The organism is Paraburkholderia phosphatilytica (assembly GCF_003443895.1).
GTDB lineage: Bacteria > Pseudomonadota > Gammaproteobacteria > Burkholderiales > Burkholderiaceae > Paraburkholderia > Paraburkholderia phosphatilytica.
Genome location: NZ_QQOA01000001.1, coordinates 404,555 through 424,248, shown reverse-complemented (window position 1 = coordinate 424,248; position 19,694 = coordinate 404,555). Strand labels below are relative to the sequence as shown.

At 65.7% G+C, this 19,694-nt stretch carries 17 protein-coding genes; 14 read left to right on the top strand and 3 right to left on the bottom strand.

What is annotated here, in order from left to right:
• Positions 1–45: 45 nt before the first annotated feature.
• Both DVS29_RS01765 and DVS29_RS01760 read right to left on the bottom strand, forming a co-directional pair.
• Positions 46–1,890 carry a sensor histidine kinase gene (locus DVS29_RS01765; protein WP_118178690.1) on the bottom strand — a complete coding sequence of 615 codons (1,845 nt, stop codon included), beginning with the start codon at positions 1,888–1,890 and terminating at the stop codon, positions 46–48.
• Positions 1,891–2,073: 183 nt separating this feature from the next.
• Entirely contained in the window at positions 2,074–2,571 is a 498-nt protein-coding gene (locus DVS29_RS01760) for a lysozyme inhibitor LprI family protein (protein WP_118178689.1), read from the bottom strand.
• A 517-nt stretch (positions 2,572–3,088) separates the two neighbouring features.
• Between DVS29_RS01760 and DVS29_RS01755 the strand changes: the two genes are divergently transcribed.
• A complete protein-coding gene (locus DVS29_RS01755) occupies positions 3,089–4,360 on the top strand; it encodes a lactonase family protein (protein WP_205962388.1) in 1,272 nt (423 codons plus the stop codon).
• 23 nt (positions 4,361–4,383) lie between these two features.
• Here DVS29_RS01755 and DVS29_RS01750 read toward each other — a convergent pair whose 3' ends face one another.
• Positions 4,384–5,175 carry an AraC family transcriptional regulator gene (locus tag DVS29_RS01750; protein ID WP_118178688.1) on the bottom strand — a complete coding sequence of 264 codons (792 nt, stop codon included), beginning with the start codon at positions 5,173–5,175 and terminating at the stop codon, positions 4,384–4,386.
• A 102-nt stretch (positions 5,176–5,277) separates the two neighbouring features.
• Here DVS29_RS01750 and DVS29_RS01745 point away from each other — a divergent pair, with 102 nt between their 5' ends.
• The 13 genes from DVS29_RS01745 to DVS29_RS01685 all read left to right on the top strand — a co-directional run bounded on the left by DVS29_RS01745 (position 5,278) and on the right by DVS29_RS01685 (position 19,590).
• Positions 5,278–6,234 carry a quinone oxidoreductase family protein gene (locus DVS29_RS01745; RefSeq protein WP_118178687.1) on the top strand — a complete coding sequence of 319 codons (957 nt, stop codon included), beginning with the start codon at positions 5,278–5,280 and terminating at the stop codon, positions 6,232–6,234.
• A 121-nt stretch (positions 6,235–6,355) separates the two neighbouring features.
• Positions 6,356–7,252 (top strand): DMT family transporter, encoded by an 897-nt coding sequence (locus DVS29_RS01740; RefSeq protein WP_118178686.1) that lies wholly within the window; start codon positions 6,356–6,358, stop codon positions 7,250–7,252.
• 193 nt (positions 7,253–7,445) lie between these two features.
• Positions 7,446–8,345 carry a nitrilase family protein gene (locus DVS29_RS01735; RefSeq protein ID WP_420816058.1) on the top strand — a complete coding sequence of 300 codons (900 nt, stop codon included), beginning with the start codon at positions 7,446–7,448 and terminating at the stop codon, positions 8,343–8,345.
• 67 nt (positions 8,346–8,412) lie between these two features.
• Positions 8,413–9,579 carry a substrate-binding protein gene (locus tag DVS29_RS01730; protein WP_118178685.1) on the top strand — a complete coding sequence of 389 codons (1,167 nt, stop codon included), beginning with the start codon at positions 8,413–8,415 and terminating at the stop codon, positions 9,577–9,579.
• Positions 9,580–9,643: 64 nt separating this feature from the next.
• Positions 9,644–10,477, top strand: coding sequence for a branched-chain amino acid ABC transporter permease (locus DVS29_RS01725; protein WP_118178684.1), 834 nt, complete (start codon positions 9,644–9,646; stop codon positions 10,475–10,477).
• Positions 10,470–12,332 (top strand): ABC transporter permease subunit, encoded by a 1,863-nt coding sequence (locus tag DVS29_RS01720; protein WP_118178683.1) that lies wholly within the window; start codon positions 10,470–10,472, stop codon positions 12,330–12,332. Before DVS29_RS01725 ends, DVS29_RS01720 begins: the two co-directional genes overlap by 8 nt.
• Positions 12,329–13,036 carry a branched-chain amino acid ABC transporter ATP-binding protein gene (locus DVS29_RS01715; RefSeq protein ID WP_118178682.1) on the top strand — a complete coding sequence of 236 codons (708 nt, stop codon included), beginning with the start codon at positions 12,329–12,331 and terminating at the stop codon, positions 13,034–13,036. The genes DVS29_RS01720 and DVS29_RS01715 overlap by 4 nt, the downstream gene beginning before the upstream one ends.
• Before the next feature lie 25 nt (positions 13,037–13,061).
• The gene (locus DVS29_RS01710) at positions 13,062–14,366 is read left to right on the top strand and encodes an amidase (RefSeq protein ID WP_118178681.1); all 1,305 of its coding nucleotides are present in this window, start codon (positions 13,062–13,064) and stop codon (positions 14,364–14,366) included.
• The gene (locus tag DVS29_RS01705; protein WP_118178680.1) at positions 14,363–15,577 is read left to right on the top strand and encodes a transporter substrate-binding domain-containing protein; all 1,215 of its coding nucleotides are present in this window, start codon (positions 14,363–14,365) and stop codon (positions 15,575–15,577) included. Before DVS29_RS01710 ends, DVS29_RS01705 begins: the two co-directional genes overlap by 4 nt.
• A complete protein-coding gene (locus tag DVS29_RS01700; protein ID WP_118178679.1) occupies positions 15,574–16,194 on the top strand; it encodes an ANTAR domain-containing response regulator in 621 nt (206 codons plus the stop codon). The genes DVS29_RS01705 and DVS29_RS01700 overlap by 4 nt, the downstream gene beginning before the upstream one ends.
• Before the next feature lie 32 nt (positions 16,195–16,226).
• Positions 16,227–17,144 carry a LysR family transcriptional regulator gene (locus DVS29_RS01695; RefSeq protein WP_118178678.1) on the top strand — a complete coding sequence of 306 codons (918 nt, stop codon included), beginning with the start codon at positions 16,227–16,229 and terminating at the stop codon, positions 17,142–17,144.
• A gap of 239 nt (positions 17,145–17,383) precedes the next feature.
• A complete protein-coding gene (locus tag DVS29_RS01690) occupies positions 17,384–18,598 on the top strand; it encodes a CaiB/BaiF CoA transferase family protein (protein ID WP_118178742.1) in 1,215 nt (404 codons plus the stop codon).
• Positions 18,595–19,590: a hydroxymethylglutaryl-CoA lyase gene (locus DVS29_RS01685; protein ID WP_118178677.1), complete on the top strand. Its 996-nt coding sequence runs from the start codon at positions 18,595–18,597 to the stop codon at positions 19,588–19,590. Before DVS29_RS01690 ends, DVS29_RS01685 begins: the two co-directional genes overlap by 4 nt.
• Positions 19,591–19,694: the final 104 nt, after the last annotated feature.

The window sequence follows — 19,694 nt, the reverse complement described above, 5'->3', positions numbered from 1 at the left end:
CAAGGGCGATCGACGCTGACTTTCATGAGACGGCCGCGAGCTACTTCAAGCTGTCCCGTTCGCGACGAACCGATCCGGCGTCGCATCGCCCGCACTGCCCTGCATCAACGGAATCCTTAGTTCCACCGTCGTGCCCTCCGTGCCGCTCAGAATGCGCACGGAGCCCTTCAAACCTTCAGCACGCGCGTGCATGCCCGCCAGCCCATGTCCGCCGTTGCGTGCACGGCTCGCATTGCTCGCGTCGAAGCCGCAACCATCGTCGCTGATCCGGATGCATAGCGTGGAGCCCTCGGCCTGCGCGACGAGCCGGATCACGCGTGCCTGAGCGTGCTGGATGATGTTGTTGATACTTTCCTGCACGATACGCAGCACGCTCAATGCCGTCTGTGGCGTCAGCCCGGTGAGCTCGGGAAACGGTGTCGCGATGTCCCACGCGAGCGCGATGCCGAGCGCGTTCAAACGCGGTTCGACGCGAAAGCGCAGATTCGCGAGCAGCGGCAGAAGATCGTCGTCGGCCACGTCGAGCGAATCGATGATCGAGCGCAGATCGTGCAGCGACGCCTCGATCGAATCGATCAGCTCGTGGCGCGCAACGTCGCCGCGGCGCGCGAGATGCAGCGCCGCGACAAGATGCGCGCCCATGCCGTCGTGCATGTCCTGCAGGATGCGGCTGCGTTCCGAGGTGATCGCGTGTTGTTGCGCAAGCGCGGCCTGCTGGCGGTCGAGGATGAACTGCTCCGCGAATACGAACAGCATGACGGCGCAGAACGGCGCAATGCCGAGACTGCTCGAACGGAACTGGTCCCATGGCATTGCTTCCGTCAGCAGCACGTAGGATTGCACGAGACTCAGCAGCCAGATGCCGCTGGTGATCGCGATGACCGCGAGCTTGAACGACCGGTCGCGCCAGGCCCGTTGCAGCAGCAGATACACGACGACGAAGCGCAGCAGCAGGTGCGGCCATGTCAGTAGCCAGGTGCGATCGGTGATCGTGTCCGTCGCCGCGTACCAGAAGACCACAATCGTCGTGAGCACCGTCACCGTGTGCCAGAGTGGCGGAAACCATTTCTGCCGCGCACCGGACATCCGGTAGCCGATTACGACGAGCGCCCAGTGCTCCACGATATTCGCGACGATCCGCAGCAGCTGCTCGGTCTCGCGACCCATCGGCAGTTTGACGGCGAGGTACAGGATGGCCGTGCCGATACCCGCGAGCATGCCGAGCTGAATCAGATGCGCGCCGCCCTTGCGTTGCAGGTGCACGACGACGAAGCACAGCGCGCTGACTACGACGACGAGCACCACGTTCGGCACCGTGACCTGCAGTGCGTTGCGCCAGGCCCAGCGCGGTTCGAGATCGACGGTGGAGCCGAGCATCGGCGCCGAGAGCCCGCTGCGGATTCGGCGATCGCCCTGCAGGCGGATGTCGAGCACGTTTTCGCCGGTGTGGAAGAGGCCTGACGGCAGCACCAGATAGATCGGCGTTTCGCTCATCTGCGTGCCCATCCTGCCGTCGCTGCGATCGAATACGACGCCGGGATTCAGCAGCGACCCGTTCAGCCAGAACGTCGCGACGAGCGATACGTGCGGCACATACAGCGCGAGTGGCTGGGTCGGTACGGACCTTGGATTGAATGCGATGCGGTACCACGCGAATCCGCTTTGGCCCGGGTGCCGGATGCGCCATACGTCGGGCAGCGTGACGGCTTGCCAGCCGGTAGGCGGCGGCGTCGGGCTGTCGCTCATCACGAAGCTCGCGTCGTGTAGCGTTACCGCGCGGGATGGGTCGATCGTGTCGTTCGTTTCAGCGCACGCGCGGTTCGCCGCGCTCACGCAGACAACGACGGCGAACCCGAAGAAGATCAGGAATACGAATCTAGACAGGCTCATGGTCCAGTCGGCAGGGTACGTTGCGCATCATGCTGTCTTTCTTTCGCCGCGATTCTCGCATTTTCGGCGGAAGCGAAAGCGAACGATGCCTTGCCCGAACTGCTGCCGCTGGCCACAACCAACGGCAACCAACGGCAACGAACCATCGTGGCAGGCGCGAAGCCTGCCACGATCTCGCAACGCTTACTGGTTTCCAGCAACCGTGGCGGGGTGCACGCCTTCGATCTGCAGCACGGCTTCCTGCGCGTCGGTCGGCAGGTTCTGCGCGGTCAGGTTAGCCTTCAGCGAGACGATCTGCGCCTGCTGACCCTGCTGGATGTCGGCGTCGAGTTCGGTGATGCGGCGCGAGTACCAGTTGCTGACGCAAGCCTTGTCGGTGCAGTGCGTCTGACGCCAGTTCCATTGGCTGAGGCGGTCGGCTTCGAGCGCGTCGCGATCCGGCGCGAGATCCTTCGCGCGGCTGTAGAGCGTCGACAGCTTGTCGTCCATCGAAGACAGTTCGGGGTCGTTGCAGACGAGCTTTTCCGAGCTGGACTGGTTGTGGCGGCACTGGAAGCTCGCTGCCTGAGCGAAGCCGCAGGCAGCGGCGAAGAGGGCGATGGCCGAGATCGTCATGCCGGCCGCACGTGCGGTGCGGCGAACGATGCCGAGTTGGGCGAAGCTGATTCCGGTTGAGTTCATTCTGGGTACCCGATCACGTGAGATGAAGCGATGTGCCGCGATGGCAACATCGAATGCATGAGCGAACACTAGTGGCAGACCGTCATGCATACGACTCCACCAGCACCAATCGCTGTGCCCACTACAACGCCCGTCAGAAAAGGCTGGCTCGAGCAACCTGACCCGCACATCGCGATGACTACCGCTAGCAGTGAAATGGATCGTCGCATCGTGTTGCCTGTCTGTTCCGAAGAGGCGCTGTCACGTATGAAGCACAGCTTGCGCACATTGTTTTCCGGGTCGGGTGCCGGCGATGCGCGGAATAGCGGGACATCCACGATGCGTGTTACCGGAACTTTCCCGGGCGCGAAATGCGCGCTGCGTGCGTTAAGGCGCGTGGGTCCCGGCACGCCCGTGTGCTTTCTGTCTGTAAGCTTGGCGTTGCGTGGCAACGGGCTGCGGCAATAGCGGGCCGTTGCGTTATGCTCGACCCTCGCGATCGTTGATGGACGACACACTCATTCACTGGAGGCAAACAATGAGCAGGGTTCGGCAGATCGAAGTTCCGGGTTCGGAAGCACGGCGTGTCTGGCTGAAAGGGATGGGCGCGATGGCGGCGGCATCGGCAATGGGCGCGCTCGGCGGGCCGCAGGCGGCGAACGCAGCCGCGGAAGCGGGAGAAACGGCGGCGGGCGGCGCGAATGGCAAGACCCTCTATGCGTACGTCGGCACCTATACGCCGAATGGCCTCGGCATTCACCGCTTTCAGGTGGATCACGCCACCGGCGACCTGCAGCCGCTCGAACCCGTGCGTCAGATCCAGAACCCGAGCGCATTGGCGATCGATCCGAAGCAGCGCTTCCTGTTTGCCGTCAGCGAGGTGAAGAACTACAACGGCACCACGAACGGATCGGTCACGTCGTATGCGATCGAGCAGGGCACCGGCGCGCTGCATCTGATCAACACGGTGAACTCGCAGGGCGCGGGGCCGGTGTATCTGAGCCTGCATCCGAATGGCCGCTTCGTGCTGGTCGCGAACTACAACAGCGGCACCGTCGCGGTGTTGCCGCTGGCCGCCGATGGCGTGCTCGGCGAAGCGGTGTCCGTGCAGGCGCCTAAGGCGCCGGCCGGCGCGCAGCGTGCGGTGGAAGGTGTGCCGGGCAGCTTCGCGATCAGCGACCACGATGGTCCGCACGCGCATACGATCGTGCCATCGCCGGATGGACGCTTCGCGATTTCGACGGACCTGGGTGTGGATCGCACCTACGTGTGGAAATTCGACGAAGCCACCGGCGCGTTGAGTCCAAACGATCCGCCATTCGTCGCGGCATCGGCGGGCGCGGGGCCGCGCCACGTGGTGTTCCATCCGGATGGCCGCCACCTGTACGAAGTAACGGAGGAAGCGTCGACGCTGGTCTGCTACGCGTACGACGACCGGACCGGCACCCTCACGCAGTTGCAGTCCGTGTCGACGCTGCCGCCGGGCTATGAAGGCACGAGCTTCGCATCCGAAGTGATGCTGTCGCACGACGGCCGCTTCATCTACGTCGCGAACCGGCTGCATGACACGATCGTGCAGTTCCGCATCGGTGCGAACGGCCACCTGGAACGTGTCGGCGAGACGCACACGGGTGGCGACTATCCGCGCGTGATTCGCTTCGATCCGTCGGGGCGCTTCCTCTATTCGCTGAACCAGCGCAGCGACCACGTCGCGATCTTCGCGGTCGACAAGACCAGCGGCAAGCTGCGCTTCACCGGCCGTTATGTGGGCGTGGGCAGTCCGTCGGATATTGCGTTCGCGACCGTCTAGCGGGCTGGACGGGGGCGCTCCGTTTATCGCGGCGGGGCGTTGGCCGTCATCATGTATCGCCCGGGCGTCGTTCCCGTCGCGCGGCGAAACATCTCGATGAACGCGCTGACGTTCTCGTAGCCGAGTTCCAGCGCGATCGTCGTCACCGGCACGCCATCCGCGACGAGTTCGAGCGCGCGCAGCAGACGGGCCTGCTGACGCCACTGCGCAAACGTGAGGCCCGTCTCCGCGACGAAGCGGCGGCTCAGCGTGCGCGGCGCGAGGCCGGCCCACGTGGCCCATTCCTCGAGACGGCGGTTGTCGGCAAGATCGCGTGCGAGCGCATCGGCGATGCGCGTGAGTCTTGGATCCTCGGGACGCGGCAAACCGAGCGATTCCGCTTGCGACGACGCGACCTCGTCGATGATCACTTCAGCGATGCGAGCCTGCGTTTCGTCGAGCGGTGCGCCTGGCCAGGTGGCCGCGCGCCGGACTGCTTCGAGCAGCAGCGGCGTGGTGCGGATCGCGCGCGGCTCGGACGGCAGCGACGCGCATCGCGCCTCGGCAATGAACACGCTCCAGCCGGAAAACGGCCCGTACGAACGCACCGAGTGCACGTGGCGCGGCGGAATCCAGATTGCGTGGATGGCCGGCACGACCCAGTTCTGCCGGTTGAGTCCGATCGACACGAGCCCGCTCAGCGCGCCCATCAATTGGCCGCGCGCATGGCTGTGCGACTCCATCACGCGCTCCTCGCTTTGCGTCAGTTCAGCCGCCGCGAGGAACGGGCCTTCCTGCGAGAGGACGAGATCGAGGCGGATGAGAGGAATGGGCATGGCCTGGCCAGAACGCCGTATCGAATGGCATTTATACCGGAGCCGGGCCGCGTTTGCACGCCTACACTCGCCGCATCTCATCTCTTGCCTGAAGGAACCTCCATGAAAGCAGCAGTGGTCAAGTCCGCCGACGAACCGCCCGTGTATGCCGACTTCGATGAACCCGTCGACGCGGTGGGTCATCGGTTGATCGATGTCTCCGCGTCCGCGCTGAGTCGCGTCGCGCGTGCCAAAGCGGCGGGAACGCATTACTCGTCGAAAGGCACCTTCCCGTTCGTCGCGGGCGTGGACGGCGCTGGGCGTCTCGAAGACGGCCAGCGCGTTTATTTCTTCGGCCCGCGCCCGCCGTTCGGCGCGATGGCCGAATGCACGCTCGTGCCCGCGGAACACTGCATCGCGCTACCGGACGCGATCGACGATGCAACGGCCGCCGCGATCGCCATTCCGGCGATGTCGTCATGGGCTGCGCTCACCGAGCGCGCGAAATTTGCGGCGGGCGAGACGGTGCTGATCAATGGCGCGACGGGTGCATCGGGTCGCCTCGCCGTCCAGATCGCCAAGCATCTCGGTGCGAAGAAGGTCATTGCGACCGGTCGCAACGAGGCGACGCTCGCATCGCTGCAGCGGATGGGCGCGGACGTGACGATTCCGCTGGTGCAGGACGAAGGCAATCTGTACCGCGCGTTCGAGCAGCAGTTCCGCGAAGGCGTCGACGTCGTGCTGGATTATCTGTGGGGGCCCAGCGCGCGTGCGTTGCTGATTGCTGCGGCCAAAGCGACTACGGACGGCCATGCGGTTCGCTTCGTGCAGATCGGCTCGATCGGCGGCGACGAGATCGCGTTGCCGGGCGCGGTGCTGCGCGCCACCGCGATCACGCTGATGGGCAGCGGGATCGGCAGCGTGCCGTTGCCGCGTCTGCTGCACGTGATGTCGGAAGTCATGCACGCGGTCGTGCCCGCGGGGCTACAGATTCCGACGGAGGCGCTGCCGCTGGCCGAGATCGGCGAGCATTGGGCGCGCGCGGACAGCTTGGTGCGGACGGTGTTCGTGACGGGGTAGCCTCTCCGCACAAGCGGATGAACATGCCGCCTGCATGCACGTTGCGGACCGTTGAGCGCGCACGTGATGCCGCCGCGATCCTGTGCGATGATGCGTGTGCCTTTCAATTTCCACACGCGTCATGTCATCGCCCATCGCCACGCGCGGCAGTGTGCTGCCGCTCGACAGCATCCTGACCGTCCTCGCATCGATGTTCTGCTTCGCGGTCGTCGATGCACTGGCGAAGGTGGTCGCGTTGCAGTATCCGGCCAACGAAGTCACGTTCTTCCGCATGCTGTTCGGCCTGATTCCCGCCGTCGCGCTATGTTTGCACGGGCCGAAACCGTTCCGCGAGCGCATTTCGGGCCTCGACCTCAAAGGGCAGACCGTGCGCGCATTGACGCTGCTCGGCGCGTCGGGGCTGTTCTTCGCAGGGCTGCCGTATATTCCGCTCGGCGAAGCGGTGGCGATCGCGTACTCCGAAACGCTGCTCGTCGTGTTGCTCGCGCCGCTGGTGCTGAAGGAAAAGCTCACCCCGCGCGCGGCAGTTGCGGCGTGCATCGGTTTCGCCGGCGTGTTGCTGGTGGTGCGGCCGGGCGGCGGTCAGTCGAGCTGGATGGGGCCGGCGTTTCTGCTGCTGAGCGCGCTGTGCGGCGCATTCTCGATCATGCAGATCAAGCGCATCCGGCACACCGACGACTCGCGTACCACGGTGCTGTTCTTCACCGCCGTCGGCACGATCGTCACCGGAGCTTCGCTGATCTTCGGCTGGCGTACACCCACGTTGAACGCGCTCGTCGTGATGGCGCTGGTCGGCGGCTTCGCGACGGCGGGCCAGGTGCTGATGACCGTCGCGTTCCGCCGCGCGGATGCCGGCGCGCTCGCGCCGTTCAACTACACGAGCATCGCGTGGGCCACGCTGTTCGGTTACGTCGTGTGGCACGAGACGATCCGCCCGCTGTCGCTGTTCGGCATCGCGATGATCGTCGGCAGCGCGATCGCGGTGGCGTCGCGGCGTCAGGCCCCACCCATCGCGTGATCAGTGTTTACCCCTAGCGCGGACATATCCCGTTGACGACCGGATAATGGCTCCTTAGATTCGCGTCATCGGTTGCCGTGTCGTATCGGCGGCAACCCGCGGCAACGATGCCGCGCTACACATGGAAGGCTACGTAGCCCCCGAACTTGCGTTCAACGCCAGTTCGGGGGCTTTTTGCATTTGGAGAACGAATTTGGCAATCGATCCGCGCAGCGTCACCCCCACCAACACCGATCAGCCCGTGGTGGCCTGCATTCAGATGGAGCCTCGCGTCGGCGAGAAGCACGACAACGTCGTGCGCACGCTTCAGTGCATCGACGAGGCCGCGAAACACGGCGCGTCGCTGCTGGTGCTACCCGAACTCGCCAACAGCGGCTATGTGTTCGCCGATCGCGCGGAAGCCGTCGCGCTTGCCGAAGTGCTGGCCGATAGCGAGACCGTGCGAGCGTGGACCGCCGCCGCGCAGCGCCTGAACGTGCACATCGTGGCGGGCATCGCCGAGCGCGACGGCGAGCGGCTCTACAACTCGGCGGTGTTCGTCGGGCCGGCGGGTGTGATCGGCTGCTATCGGAAGCTGCATCTGTGGAACGACGAGAAGCGCTTCTTCGAGCCCGGCGATCGCGGTGTGCCGGTGTTCGACACGGCGTTTGGACGCGTCGCGATCGCGATCTGCTACGACGGCTGGTTCCCCGAGGTGTATCGGCTGGCTTCCGCGCAGGGCGCGGACATCGTCTGCGTGCCGACCAACTGGGTGCCGATGACGGGACAACACGCGGACCAGCCGACCATCGCCACGACGCTCACGATGGCGGCCGCGCACAGCAACGGGCTGATGATCGCGTGCGCGGACCGGATCGGCACCGAGCGCGGGCAACCGTTTCTTGGCCAGAGCCTGATCGTGGGCGGCAATGGCATGCCGCTCGCTGGCCCCGCAAGCGCCGATCGCGAAGCAATCCTGTACGCGCCGATCGATGTCGAGCGCATTCGCGCCGGGCGTTCGCTTGGGCCGCTGAATCACGTGCTTCACGACCGCCGCACCGATCTGTACGACGCCATGCTCGGCACTGGCTGGCTGCCTCCTGACGAGGGGTGACCATGCAGCGCCCGCCCATCCTGATGTTCCTTTTCGACCTGACTCCACCCTACCCGAAGGAGATCGCATGAACCCATTCATCCATCGCGTGCTGGCAGGCGCCGTGCTGACCGCCGCCTGCTTCGCCTGCCTTGGCGCGCACGCCGCGGAGCCGATCAAGATCGGCGTGGCCGTCGGCCTGTCCGGCGCGAACAGCGTCGTCGCGCCCGCGGTCGTGCAGTCGTCGCAACTCGCGGTCGACGAGATCAACGCCGCCGGCGGCATCCTGGGCCGCAAGGTGGAGCTCGATATCGCGGACGACGCATCCGGCGCGGTCGGCGCGCAGAAAGCGTATGACACGCTGGTCTTCCAGAAAGACGTCGACGCGGTGATCTCGATGGAAACGAGCGCCGCGCGCAACGCCGCGCTGCCGATCGTCGCGCGCGGCAAGAAGCCGTTCATCTACACGTCGTTCTACGAAGGCCATTCGTGCAGCCCGTGGATGTACGTGAACGGCTGGGTGCCGGAGCAGCAGGTCGCGCCGGTGGTCGATTACTTCATGAAGTCAAAGAGCGCGAAGAATTTCTTTCTCGTCGGCAACGACTACGCTTTTGGGCGCGGTATGCTCGACTTCACCGCGAAGTACATCGCGCAGCACGGCGGCAAGGTAGTCGGCGAAGAATTCCTGCCGATCGACGGCACCGACTGGACGCCGATTCTCTCGAAGATTCGCTCGGCCCATCCGGATGCGCTCATCAGCGCAACGGCCGGCGGCGCGCCGAACGTATCGCTCGCGAAGCAGCTGAAGGGCTCGGGCCTGACCTTGCCGTACGGCAATCTGGCTATCGACGAAGGCACGGCGAAGAGCATGGGCGACGTGGCCACGGGCATCTATATGTCGGGCTCCTACCTGACGAGTATCGATACGCCGGGCAACGCGAAGTTCATGGCGGCGATGCGCAAGCGCTTTGGCAACGACATGAAGACGCCGAACGAGCTGTCGGAGCCGCAGTACGAAGCGTTCTATCTGTACAAGGCCGCGGTCGAGAAAGCGGGTTCGACGGATCCGCGCAAGGTGATCGAGGCGCTCGGTCAGGTGTCGTTCGACGGGCCGCGTGGACCGGTCAGCATGAACCACAGCCGTCATACGCCGCTTGCGATGCGCCTCGGACAGATCCAGTCCGACGGTTCGGTGAAGATCCTGCAGACCTTCCCGAACGTCGATCCCGGCGCGCAGTGCCCGAACATCAAGTAGTACGACACGATCCGTCTGCCTGCGGCCGCGATGGCCGCGCGGTGGATGCGACTGGGAGACAGGCATGGTCCTGACACTCGACATTCTGACTACGGCGGCCGTGCTGTTCATCGTGACCGCCGGGTTGATGGTGATCTTTGGCGTGATGAAAATCGTCAACTTCGCGCATGGTGCTTTGCTGACGATAGGCGCGTACGCGAGCTTCGTGATCACGCAGCTGAAACTGAATCCGTGGTTCGGTGTGCCGCTCGCGATCATCGTCGGCGTCGCGGTCGGCATGGTGGTCGAGCAGCTGATCGTGCGGCCGCTCTACAAGCGACCGCTCGACGCGATCCTCGCGACCTGGGGGCTCGGCATCGTCATCGGCCAGACGATCGTGATGACGTTCGGCCGCGAAGTGCAGTTCGTCGAAACGCCGCTGAAAGGCGCGATTTTGGTCGCGGGCACCGACTACTCGGCGTATCGCCTGCTGCTGATTCCGGTCGCGCTCGGCCTGTGCGCGGCGCTTGGCGGGCTCTTGTCCGGCACGCGTTTCGGCGTGAAGACGCGCGCGGTGATCATGAACGAAGACCTCGCGCGCGGCCTCGGCATTCATTCGGGTCGCATTCGCTTCATCACGTTCAGTCTCGGGGCTGCGCTCGGCTCGCTCGCGGGCATGCTGATCACGCCGCTGTCGAGCGTCGATCCCGACATGGGGCTGCCGTGGCTCGTCAGCGCATTCATGCTCGTGATGGTGTCCGGTCATTCGATGGCGAGCCTGCTCGTCACCTGTCTGGTGTTCGGCGCGTGCCAGGTGCTCGTCAGCACGTTCGTCAGTCCCGTCCTTGGCGGGCTGACTATCGCCGTGCTCGCGGCGTTCGTGCTGCGCGTCCGGCCGAAGGGGTTCTCGCATGGTTAAGGTCAATCTGTCGCCGGCGCGCGCGGGCCACGACGCGTTGCCGCGTCACGCCGAAAAGACCGGCGTGCGCGGTCTGCAAGGGCGCGGCTCGCTGCCGCTCGTCGGCCTCGCCGTTCTGCTGCTTGCTGCTGGTCCGTTGCTGTTCGGCACGTATCTGCTGAACGTGCTGATCCAGGCGTTCTTCTTCGCGATCGTCGCGGTGACGGTCGATGTGCTGTGGGGTTACACGGGCTTTCTGACGTTCGGGCAGTCCGCATTCTTCGGCGTGGGCGCGTACGCTGCGGGCATCGTGTTCACGCATGGCGGTTTCTCGCCGGGCTACGTGGCGCTTGCGCTGATCGTCGCGATTGCGGCGACGGCGGCGATCGCAGCGCTGGTGGGCTGGCTGTCGTTTTATCGCGGCGCATCACCGTTCTTCTCGACGGTCATGTCGCTCGTGCTGCCGATCGTGCTGTCGCAGCTCGTGCTGTCCGGCGGTGAATGGACCGGTTCGAGTTCGGGCCTGACGGGCTACACGACGTTCGATTTCTCACTGCAGGCCTGGTACTGGATTGCCGGTGCGGGGCTCGCCGTCGTCGCGATCGCGGGATGGTTTTTCGTGCGCAGCGACGGCGGCCGCGTGTTGATGGCCATTCGCGACAATGAATCGCGCTGCTCCTATCTCGGTATCGATACGTCGCGCGTGAAGATCGTGCTGTCGATCGCGATGGCGATCGTCGCGGGTATCGCGGGCTTCGGCTACGGTTCGTTCAGCGGCGTGGTGGCGCCCGAGCTGACCGGTTTCGTTCTGGGCACGCAACTGATCATCTGGGTTGCGCTCGGCGGTCGCGGCACGTTGTGGGGGCCCGTGGCGGGCGCATTGCTGATCAACGTCGCGACGTCGTATCTCAGCGGCAGCCTGCCGTTCGCATGGCAGCTGATTCTGGGCGCCGCATTCGTGATGGTCATCGTGCTGCTGCCGCAAGGGTTGCTGCCATTGCTGACGCGGCCGTTCCGCCGCTTTGCGGGCGAACGTCCGGTGCCGGCGCTGGTAGAGCGGGAAGTGGCCGCGGTGGACGCACAGTCATCCACCGAAGCAGCGTTGCGCATGAACGGTGTGGCGCGTCACTTCGGCAGCTTGAAGGTGCTGCAGGGCATTGACCTGACCGCGCATGCGGGCGAGCTGGTCGGGCTGATCGGTCCCAACGGCGCGGGCAAGACGACGCTGATGCGCTGCATGAGCGATGGCGCGGAGCGTTCGGCGGGCAACGTCTCGCTGTGCGGCAACGATATCCGCGAATCGCCGCCGGAACGTTGCGTGCGCTTCGGGCTCGGCCGCAAGTTCCAGAACGCGAATGTGTTCGATACGCTGACGGTGGCCGAATGCCTGCGCATTGCGAGCACGCTGATCGAACGGCCGTCGCTGTGGAAGTGCTCACGCTCGCTTGCGTTGCCGCCGTATGCGCTCGACGTGGTGCACGCCACTGGTCTCGACCGCAAGCTGGATGCGGTGACGAAGGGCCTTTCGCATGGCGAGCAGCAGGCGCTGGAGCTCGCGATGGTGCTGACGCTGGAGCCGCGCATCGTGCTGCTCGACGAGCCCACTGCAGGCCTCACGAAAACCGAGCGCACGCAGATCGGCAACGTGCTCGCTGCGCTCGCGCATCGGTATGGGCTGTGCTGTCTGCTGGTCGAACACGATCTCGACTTCGTCGCGGAGATCGCGACGCGCATCGTCGTGCTGCATCAAGGCCGCATCGTGATGGAAGGCATCTTCGACGAAGTCGTGCACTCGGAGCTGGTGCGAACGATTTACGCGGGCACCGCGCAGCCGGTGGTGGGCGGCATGGCGGCTGGCGATGGAGAAACGTCATGAGCGAGATCGCACTGGACCTGCAAGGCGTGACGAGCGGATACAAGGCATCAGTGGTGTTGCGCGCGCTCTCGATGAGCGTGACGGGCGGCGAGGCGGTTGCGCTGCTCGGCAAGAACGGTATGGGCAAGACCACCTTGCTCAAGACCATCATGGGCTATCTGCCGAAGCAGGCAGGCACCGTGCGCGTGAACGGTGTGGACGTCACGCGGCTGCCGCCGCATCGGATCGCCCGCGAAGGCATCGCGTACGCGCCGCAGGAACACGCGCTGTTCCAGGACCTGTCGATTCGCGACAACCTGCGGCTGGGTCTCACGAACGTGTCCGTGTTCGACGAGCGCTTCGCGGAAATCGAACCGCTGTTTCCGGTGTTCAAGAGCCGACTGAAGCAACATGCCGGCACGCTCTCGGGCGGCGAGCAGAAAATGCTGCTGGTGGCGCGCGCGCTGATGATGCGGCCGTCCATCATCCTGTTCGACGAGATCACGGAGGGCTTGCAGCCGTCGGTGATCGACCGTCTCGCGAATGCGCTGCTGTGGGAGCGCGAGCGTCACGGCACGACGGTCCTGCTGATCGAGCAGCACGTGTCGTTCGCATTGAAGGTTGCGGACCGGTATGCGATCCTGAAGCAAGGTGAAATTATCGATCGCGGCAACGCCAAAGACGAAGGCGCGGCGGAATCGATTTTCGGTCACTTGCGCGTGTGAACGACGAGAGGAGCGTGTTCGAACCATGGAAAGGGATGCACATTCGTTCTATCGGCCCGTGTCGGTGCTGACGCTGCGTCAGCGCATCGACGATGCCGCGCGTGGACAGGGCCGCGCAGCGCTGGAGTCGCTCGCGCGGATCGAAGAAGTCGATGCCGACATCCGCGCGATGACCGCGGTGATCGGGCGCGACGAGGCCATCGCTGCAGCCGGCGCCGCGCGTGGGCCGCTCGCCGGTCTGCCGGTCGCGGTGAAGGACATCTTCGATACCGCCGGTCTGGCGACGAACTATGGGTCGCCGATCTACGAAGGCCATCGTCCCAGGTCGGACGCCGCGGTCGTGACGCTGCTGCGGCGAGCGGGCGCCGTGATCGTCGGCAAGGCGACGACGAGCGAGTTCGCGTACATGGCGCCGACCGTCACGCGCAATCCGTGCGATCTCGCGCGCACACCGGGCGGGTCCTCCGCGGGCTCCGCCGCGGCGGTGGCGGCCGGCATCGTGCCGTTCGCGATCGGCTCGCAGACGGGCGGCTCGACCATTCGCCCGGCGTCGTTCTGCGGCATCGCCGGGTACAAGCCCACCCTCGGCATGCTGCCGACGGCGGGCATGAAGTGCTTTTCGTGGTCGTTCGATACCGTCGGCCTGTTCGCGGCGACGGTGCGCGACGCGGCATTCCTCGGGCAGGCGCTGTCGGGCCGCGAGCTTGCCGTCGCGTCGGCATCGACGCCGGACAAGCCGGTATTCGGCATCCCCGTCGACTACCCGTGGACCGCGCCTTCGGACCACGCGATCGCCGCGCTCGACACGGCCATTCGCGCGATAGAAAAAGCGGGCGGCAGCGTGAAGCCGGTGCGCTTCGATCCATGGATGGCGGAACTGATCGACGCGCACAACGTGATCCAGAGTTACGAAGCGTGGCGCACGCTCGGCTACGAATACGATCATCACCGCGATGCGTTGTCCGCGTTGCTGCGCGGTTTTCTCGAACGCGCGGCGAGCATCGACGTGGATGCGTATTCGAAGGCCTTCGTGTTGATGGAGCGAACGCGACACCAGCAGGCGGCGCTGTTCGAAGGTGTGACCGCGTTGCTGACGCCAAGCGCGCTCGACGAAGCGCCGCAAGGCTACGACTCCACCGGCAGCCCCGCGTTCAATCGCAACTGGACGCTGCTCGGCAGTCCGTGCGTGAACGTGCCCGGCCTGCGCGGCGACAATGGCGCGCCGGTCGGCGTGCAGGTGATCGGCGCGCCGTGGGACGACGCGCGCTGTCTTGGCGCCGCGGCGTTCGTCGAGCACGCGATCGCGGCATCGGAGGAGGCGGCGCCATGACGGGCCAGGCATCGAGCGACCACCCATCGGAGCAACCGCGCGCGGAAACGAGAGACGAGCACCCGCGCACCGGCTCCGACGACAGCTGGCGAATCGGCGTGCTCTACTCGCGTACCGGCATCACCGGCGCGACCGGGTCCGAGCATTTCTTCGGCACCGTACTCGCGATCGAAGAGATCAACGCGGCGGGCGGCATCGACGGCCGGCTGCTCGACCCCGTCGTCTACGATGCGAAGAGCGACGCCGACGAGTACCGGCGCCTCGCCACGCGCATGCTGCAGGAAGACGACGTGAGTGTGATCTTCGGCTGCTCGACGTCGTCGAGCCGCAAGGCGGTGCTGCCGGTGATCGAGCGCAACAACGCGTTGCTCTGGTACTGCTCGATCTACGAAGGGTTCGAGTATTCGCCCAACGTCATCTATACCGGCGCGGTGCCGAACCAGAACAGCATCCAGCTTGCGGCGTGGCTGCTGCGTCACGTGGGCCGGCGCTTCTTTCTGGTCGGCGCGGACTACATCTACCCGCGCGAATCGAACCGCATCATGCGGGACATCGTCGAAGATCACGGCGGCGAGATTGTCGAAGAACTCTACCTGCCGAGCGATGCGGACCCGGCCGCGCTCGAGCAGCTGGTGCGCGACATTCATGCGGTCAAACCGGACGTGGTGTTTTCCACGCTGATCGGCCGTGCCGCGCGAGCGTTCTACACGCTGTATCGCGACAGCGGACTCGACCCCGCGCGCATGCCGATCGCCAGTCTGACGATGACCGAAGGCGAGATCGGGATGATCGGCGCGGGGCTGTGCGTAGGCCACATCGTATCGGCCACGTACCTCAACACGCTTGACAACGACAGCAACCGGCGCTTCCTGACCGCCTGGCGCGCCCGCTTCGGCGAGCAGCCCGCGAGCATGTGGTCGGAGATGGCGTACAACCAGGTGCATCTGTTTGCCGAAGCGCTGAAGCGCACGCGCAGCCTGGATACCGCGAAGCTGGTCGACGCGCTGCACGACGTGGAATTCGATTCGCCCGAAGGGCTGCTCAAGATCGACCCCGGCAACCATCACGCGATCCTCACGCCGAGGGTCGCTGTCTGCCGTCCGGACGGCGCGTTCGACGTGGTGTGGGAAAGCCGCGGCGTCGTGAAGCCGGACCCGTATCTGACGGCTTACGGCTTCGGTGAATTCTGGCTGGATGGGGACCCGGCATGAGCGGCAGCGCGCGTCGCCTGTTCGACGATCTGCGCACGCTGCGGGTCGCCATCATTCATCCACCGGGCGAGGACCGTGGCGTGCTTGAGGAACAGCTGCGCCGGATCGGCTGCCCGGTTCGCGCGGTCTGGCCGTTTCCCGCGCAGTTGCCGGCGGATGCCGACGTGATCTTCTTTCTCGTCGGGCCGGAGTGTCGCAGCGCGGGCCACTGGTGCGCGGCGGACAGCAGCGCGACGCTCATCGCGCTGTCCGACTACGAAAACCCGACCGCGCTGAAGATGCTGGTCGACACGCAGCCGCATGGTGTCATCACGAAGCCGTATCGCTCCACCGGCATTCTCAGCACGCTGGTGCTCGCGCGTGCGTCGTCGGGGTATCAGCAGCGTTTGAACAGCAAGATCGCGAAGCTCGAAGAAGCGATCAAGGCACGGCGGCACATCGAAAAGGCCGTGCGTATCCTGATGGACTCGCAGCGGCTCGGCGAAAACGAAGCCTACGAGCATATGCGGGCGCGCGCGACGAGCCTGCGCATCACGGTCGGCGAGATCGCGACGATGGTGATCGACGCGCATGAAGCGATGGAGAAGCTGGGCTTCGGCAAGCACGCTGGCTCATAATGCGGCCATGACCGCGGCCGGAGCAGCCTCGCATGAATCTTCACCGTCTGGACCTCGTCTCGCTTTCGCTGTTCGCGCTCGTGGTGCGCACGGGCAGCATCAGCAAGGGCGCGGAGCTTGCCCATCTCGCGGTCGGTGCCGCCAGCAAGCGGATCGCGGACCTCGAAACCGCGATCGGCACCGAACTGTTCGAACGTCACTCGCGCGGCATCACGCTCACCGCGGCGGGTGAAGCGCTGAAGCAGCACGCGCAGCGCATCCTCAACGACGTCGACCTGATGACCGCCGACATGTCCGACTACGCGGCGGGCGTGGTGGGCGTCGTGCGGATGTGGGCCAATACGTCGGCGGTCACGCAGTTCCTGCCGTCGGACATCGCCGAGTTCATCGCGGCCAATCCGGAGATCCGCATCGAGCTCGAAGAGCAGGACAGCGAGCAGGTCGCGCTGGCCGTGGTGGACGGCAATGCCGACTTCGGCATCATGGCCGACCAGATGCCGACCTTCGGCCTGCAGACCATGGTGTACCGCCAGGATCACCTGGTGCTCGTCGTGCCCCGCAATCATCCGCTCGCGCGCCAGCAGTCCGTCGCGTTCAACGACGCGCTGGAATTCGACTTCGTGAGCCTGTCTCGCAACACCTCGCTCGCGAAGCGCCTGCAGGCCGCCACCAGCGATGCCGGCGGACGCCTGAAGCTGCGTATCCAGGTGCGCAGCTTCGATGCGATGTGCCTGATGGTGGCGGCCGGGCTTGGCATCGCCGTGTTGCCGGATGCGGCCGTGAGCCCGCATCTGCGGTCGATGCATCTGCACCGGATCCCGCTTGCCGAAGACTGGGCGCACCGCGAACTGCTGATCTGCGCGCGCGACTTCAAGGCGCTGCCGAAGCCCGCGCGCCTGCTCGTCAACCATCTGACGCGCGCGACGCCGGATATGGCGCTGGCGGGCTGAGCGCGACGACCATCAACGCGCGAGCGACCCCGCGCAACGCCGCGCCGGCCGGTGTTTTCGCAGCTTTCGCGAATCGAGAAAGCTCGCTTCCGCGATGTGTCATTCCCTCGCGCTCGCGTCCCGCGCACAATTGTCTTCATCAAGCGCCCAACCGCAAAACTGCAGAAGCAGCGCATGTTGCATCGCGGTGAGGCGACACCAGACAAGCTTTTGTCTGAATGTTCGGAGACATCCCCATCATGAGTGGTCAACTTTCCTTCCCCACCCCCGCCGCGCTGAAGGGCGTGCGCGTGATCGAGATGGGCCAGCTCATCGCCGGCCCGTTCGCCGGCAAGACGCTCGGCGAGTTCGGCGCGGACGTGGTCAAGATCGAGCCGCCGGGCAGTGGTGACCCGCTCCGCAACTGGCGGCTGATGAAGGACGGCACCTCGGTCTGGTGGCAGGTGCAGTCGCGCAACAAACGTTCGGTGGCGCTGGACCTGCGTAGCGCCGAAGGTCAGGACATCGCGCGCAAGCTGATCGCGGAAGCGGACGTGCTGATCGAGAACTTCCGCCCCGGCACGCTCGAAGGCTGGGGCATGAGCTACGAACAGCTCTCGGAACTCAACCCGCGGCTCGTCATGCTGCGCATCTCCGGTTACGGGCAGACGGGCCCGTATCGCGATCTGCCGGGCTTCGGCTCGATCGGCGAAGCGATGGGCGGCCTGCGTCATCTGACCGGCGAGCGGGGCCGCGTGCCGGTGCGCTGCGGCATCTCGATCGGCGACACGCTTGCCGCGCTGCATGGCGTGATCGGCGTGCTGACCGCGCTCTATCACCGCGATGCGAACGGCGGCAAAGGCCAGGTCATCGACGTTGCGCTGCACGAAGCGGTGTTCAACGTGATGGAGAGCCTGACTCCCGAATACAGCGCGTTCGGGAACGTGCGCGAAGCGGCGGGCAGCGCGTTGCCGGGCATCGCGCCTTCGAACGCCTACCGTTGCAGCGATGGCTACGTGCTGATCGCGGGCAACGGCGACAGCATCTTCAAGCGGCTGATGGCGGCGATCGGCCGCGACGACCTCGCGAACGATGCGGCACTCGCGAACAACGCGGGCCGCGTCGCGCGGGTCGACGAGCTGGATCAGGCGATCGATGCCTGGACCGGGCAGCGTTCCACCGAACAGGTGCTGGCTGCGCTGACCGAAGCGCGCGTGCCGGCGGGCAAGATCTACACGGCCCGCGACATCGCCGAAGACCCGCACTACCGCGCGCGCGACATGATCCTGCAGCAGACCACGCGCGACGGCTACGACGTGGAGGTGCCGGGCATCGTGCCGAAACTGATGGGTACGCCGGGCTCGATCCGGAACTCGGCGCCGAAGCTCGGCGACGATACCGACGACGTATTGCGCGAACTCGGCGTATCGGAAGAACGCATCGCCGAACTGCGCGACAAGGGAGCAATCGCATGAACATCTGGAATGGCGAGCATCGTCGCATCTACATGCAGGAAGTCGGCACGCGTGACGGCTTCCAGTCGGAAGGGACGTTTGTCGAGACGCGCGACAAGATCGCGCTGATCGACGCGCTCTCGAACACCGGCATGGCGAAGATCGAAGTGACGGCCTTCGTGTCGCCGCAGGCGATTCCCGCGCTGCGCGACGCCGAGATTGTGCTGCGCGAGATCCAGCGCAAGCCGGGCGTCGTCTATACGGCGCTGGTACCGAACGTGCGCGGCGCCGAACGCGCGATCGACGCGCGCGCCGACGAACTGAACCTCGTGATGTCGGCGAGCGAAAGCCACAACCTGTCCAACCTGCGCATGACGCGCGAGCAATCGTTCAATGCGCTGAAGCAGGTCGCGACCCTCGCGCGCGGCGCGGGCCTGCCGGTGAACATCTCGCTCTCCTGCGCATTCGGTTGCCCGATGGAAGGCGACGTGCCGGTGAGCACGGTGCTCGAATGGACGCGACGCTTCATCGAAGAGATCGGCGCGCGCGGCGTCACGTTGTGCGACACCACCGGCATGGCGTATCCGCGCCAGGTCGCGGACCTGACGGCGCAATGCATCAAGCGCTGGCCGCACAGCGAGTTCACGCTGCACTTTCACAACACGCGCGGCATGGGTCTCGCGAACGTGCTCGCCGCGATCGATGCGGGCGCGGACCGCTTCGACGCGTCGCTGGGCGGCATCGGTGGATGTCCGTATGCGCCGGGCGCGAGCGGCAACGTGTGCAGCGAGGAGATCGTGCACGCGCTCGAGCTGATGGGCTTCGACACCGGCATCGATCTCGATGCGCTGATCGCCGCGTCGAAGTGCCTGCCGCCGCTGATCGGCCACGATACGCCGAGCCAGATCGTGAAGGCCGGGCGCAGGCTCGACCTGCATCCGCTGCCGGCGGATTTCGCGGCGATCCGCGAGCGCGCATGGCAGCGCGATAGCCCGGAACGCGCGCGCGGCTGATTGCGTGGCGGGCGAAGCGCATGCCGGAGTGATCGGGTGTATCGTGACGACGGTGCGGGCTTCTGTAAGCTTGGCCGGCCGCGCACCCCTCGGCGGGCGAAGCC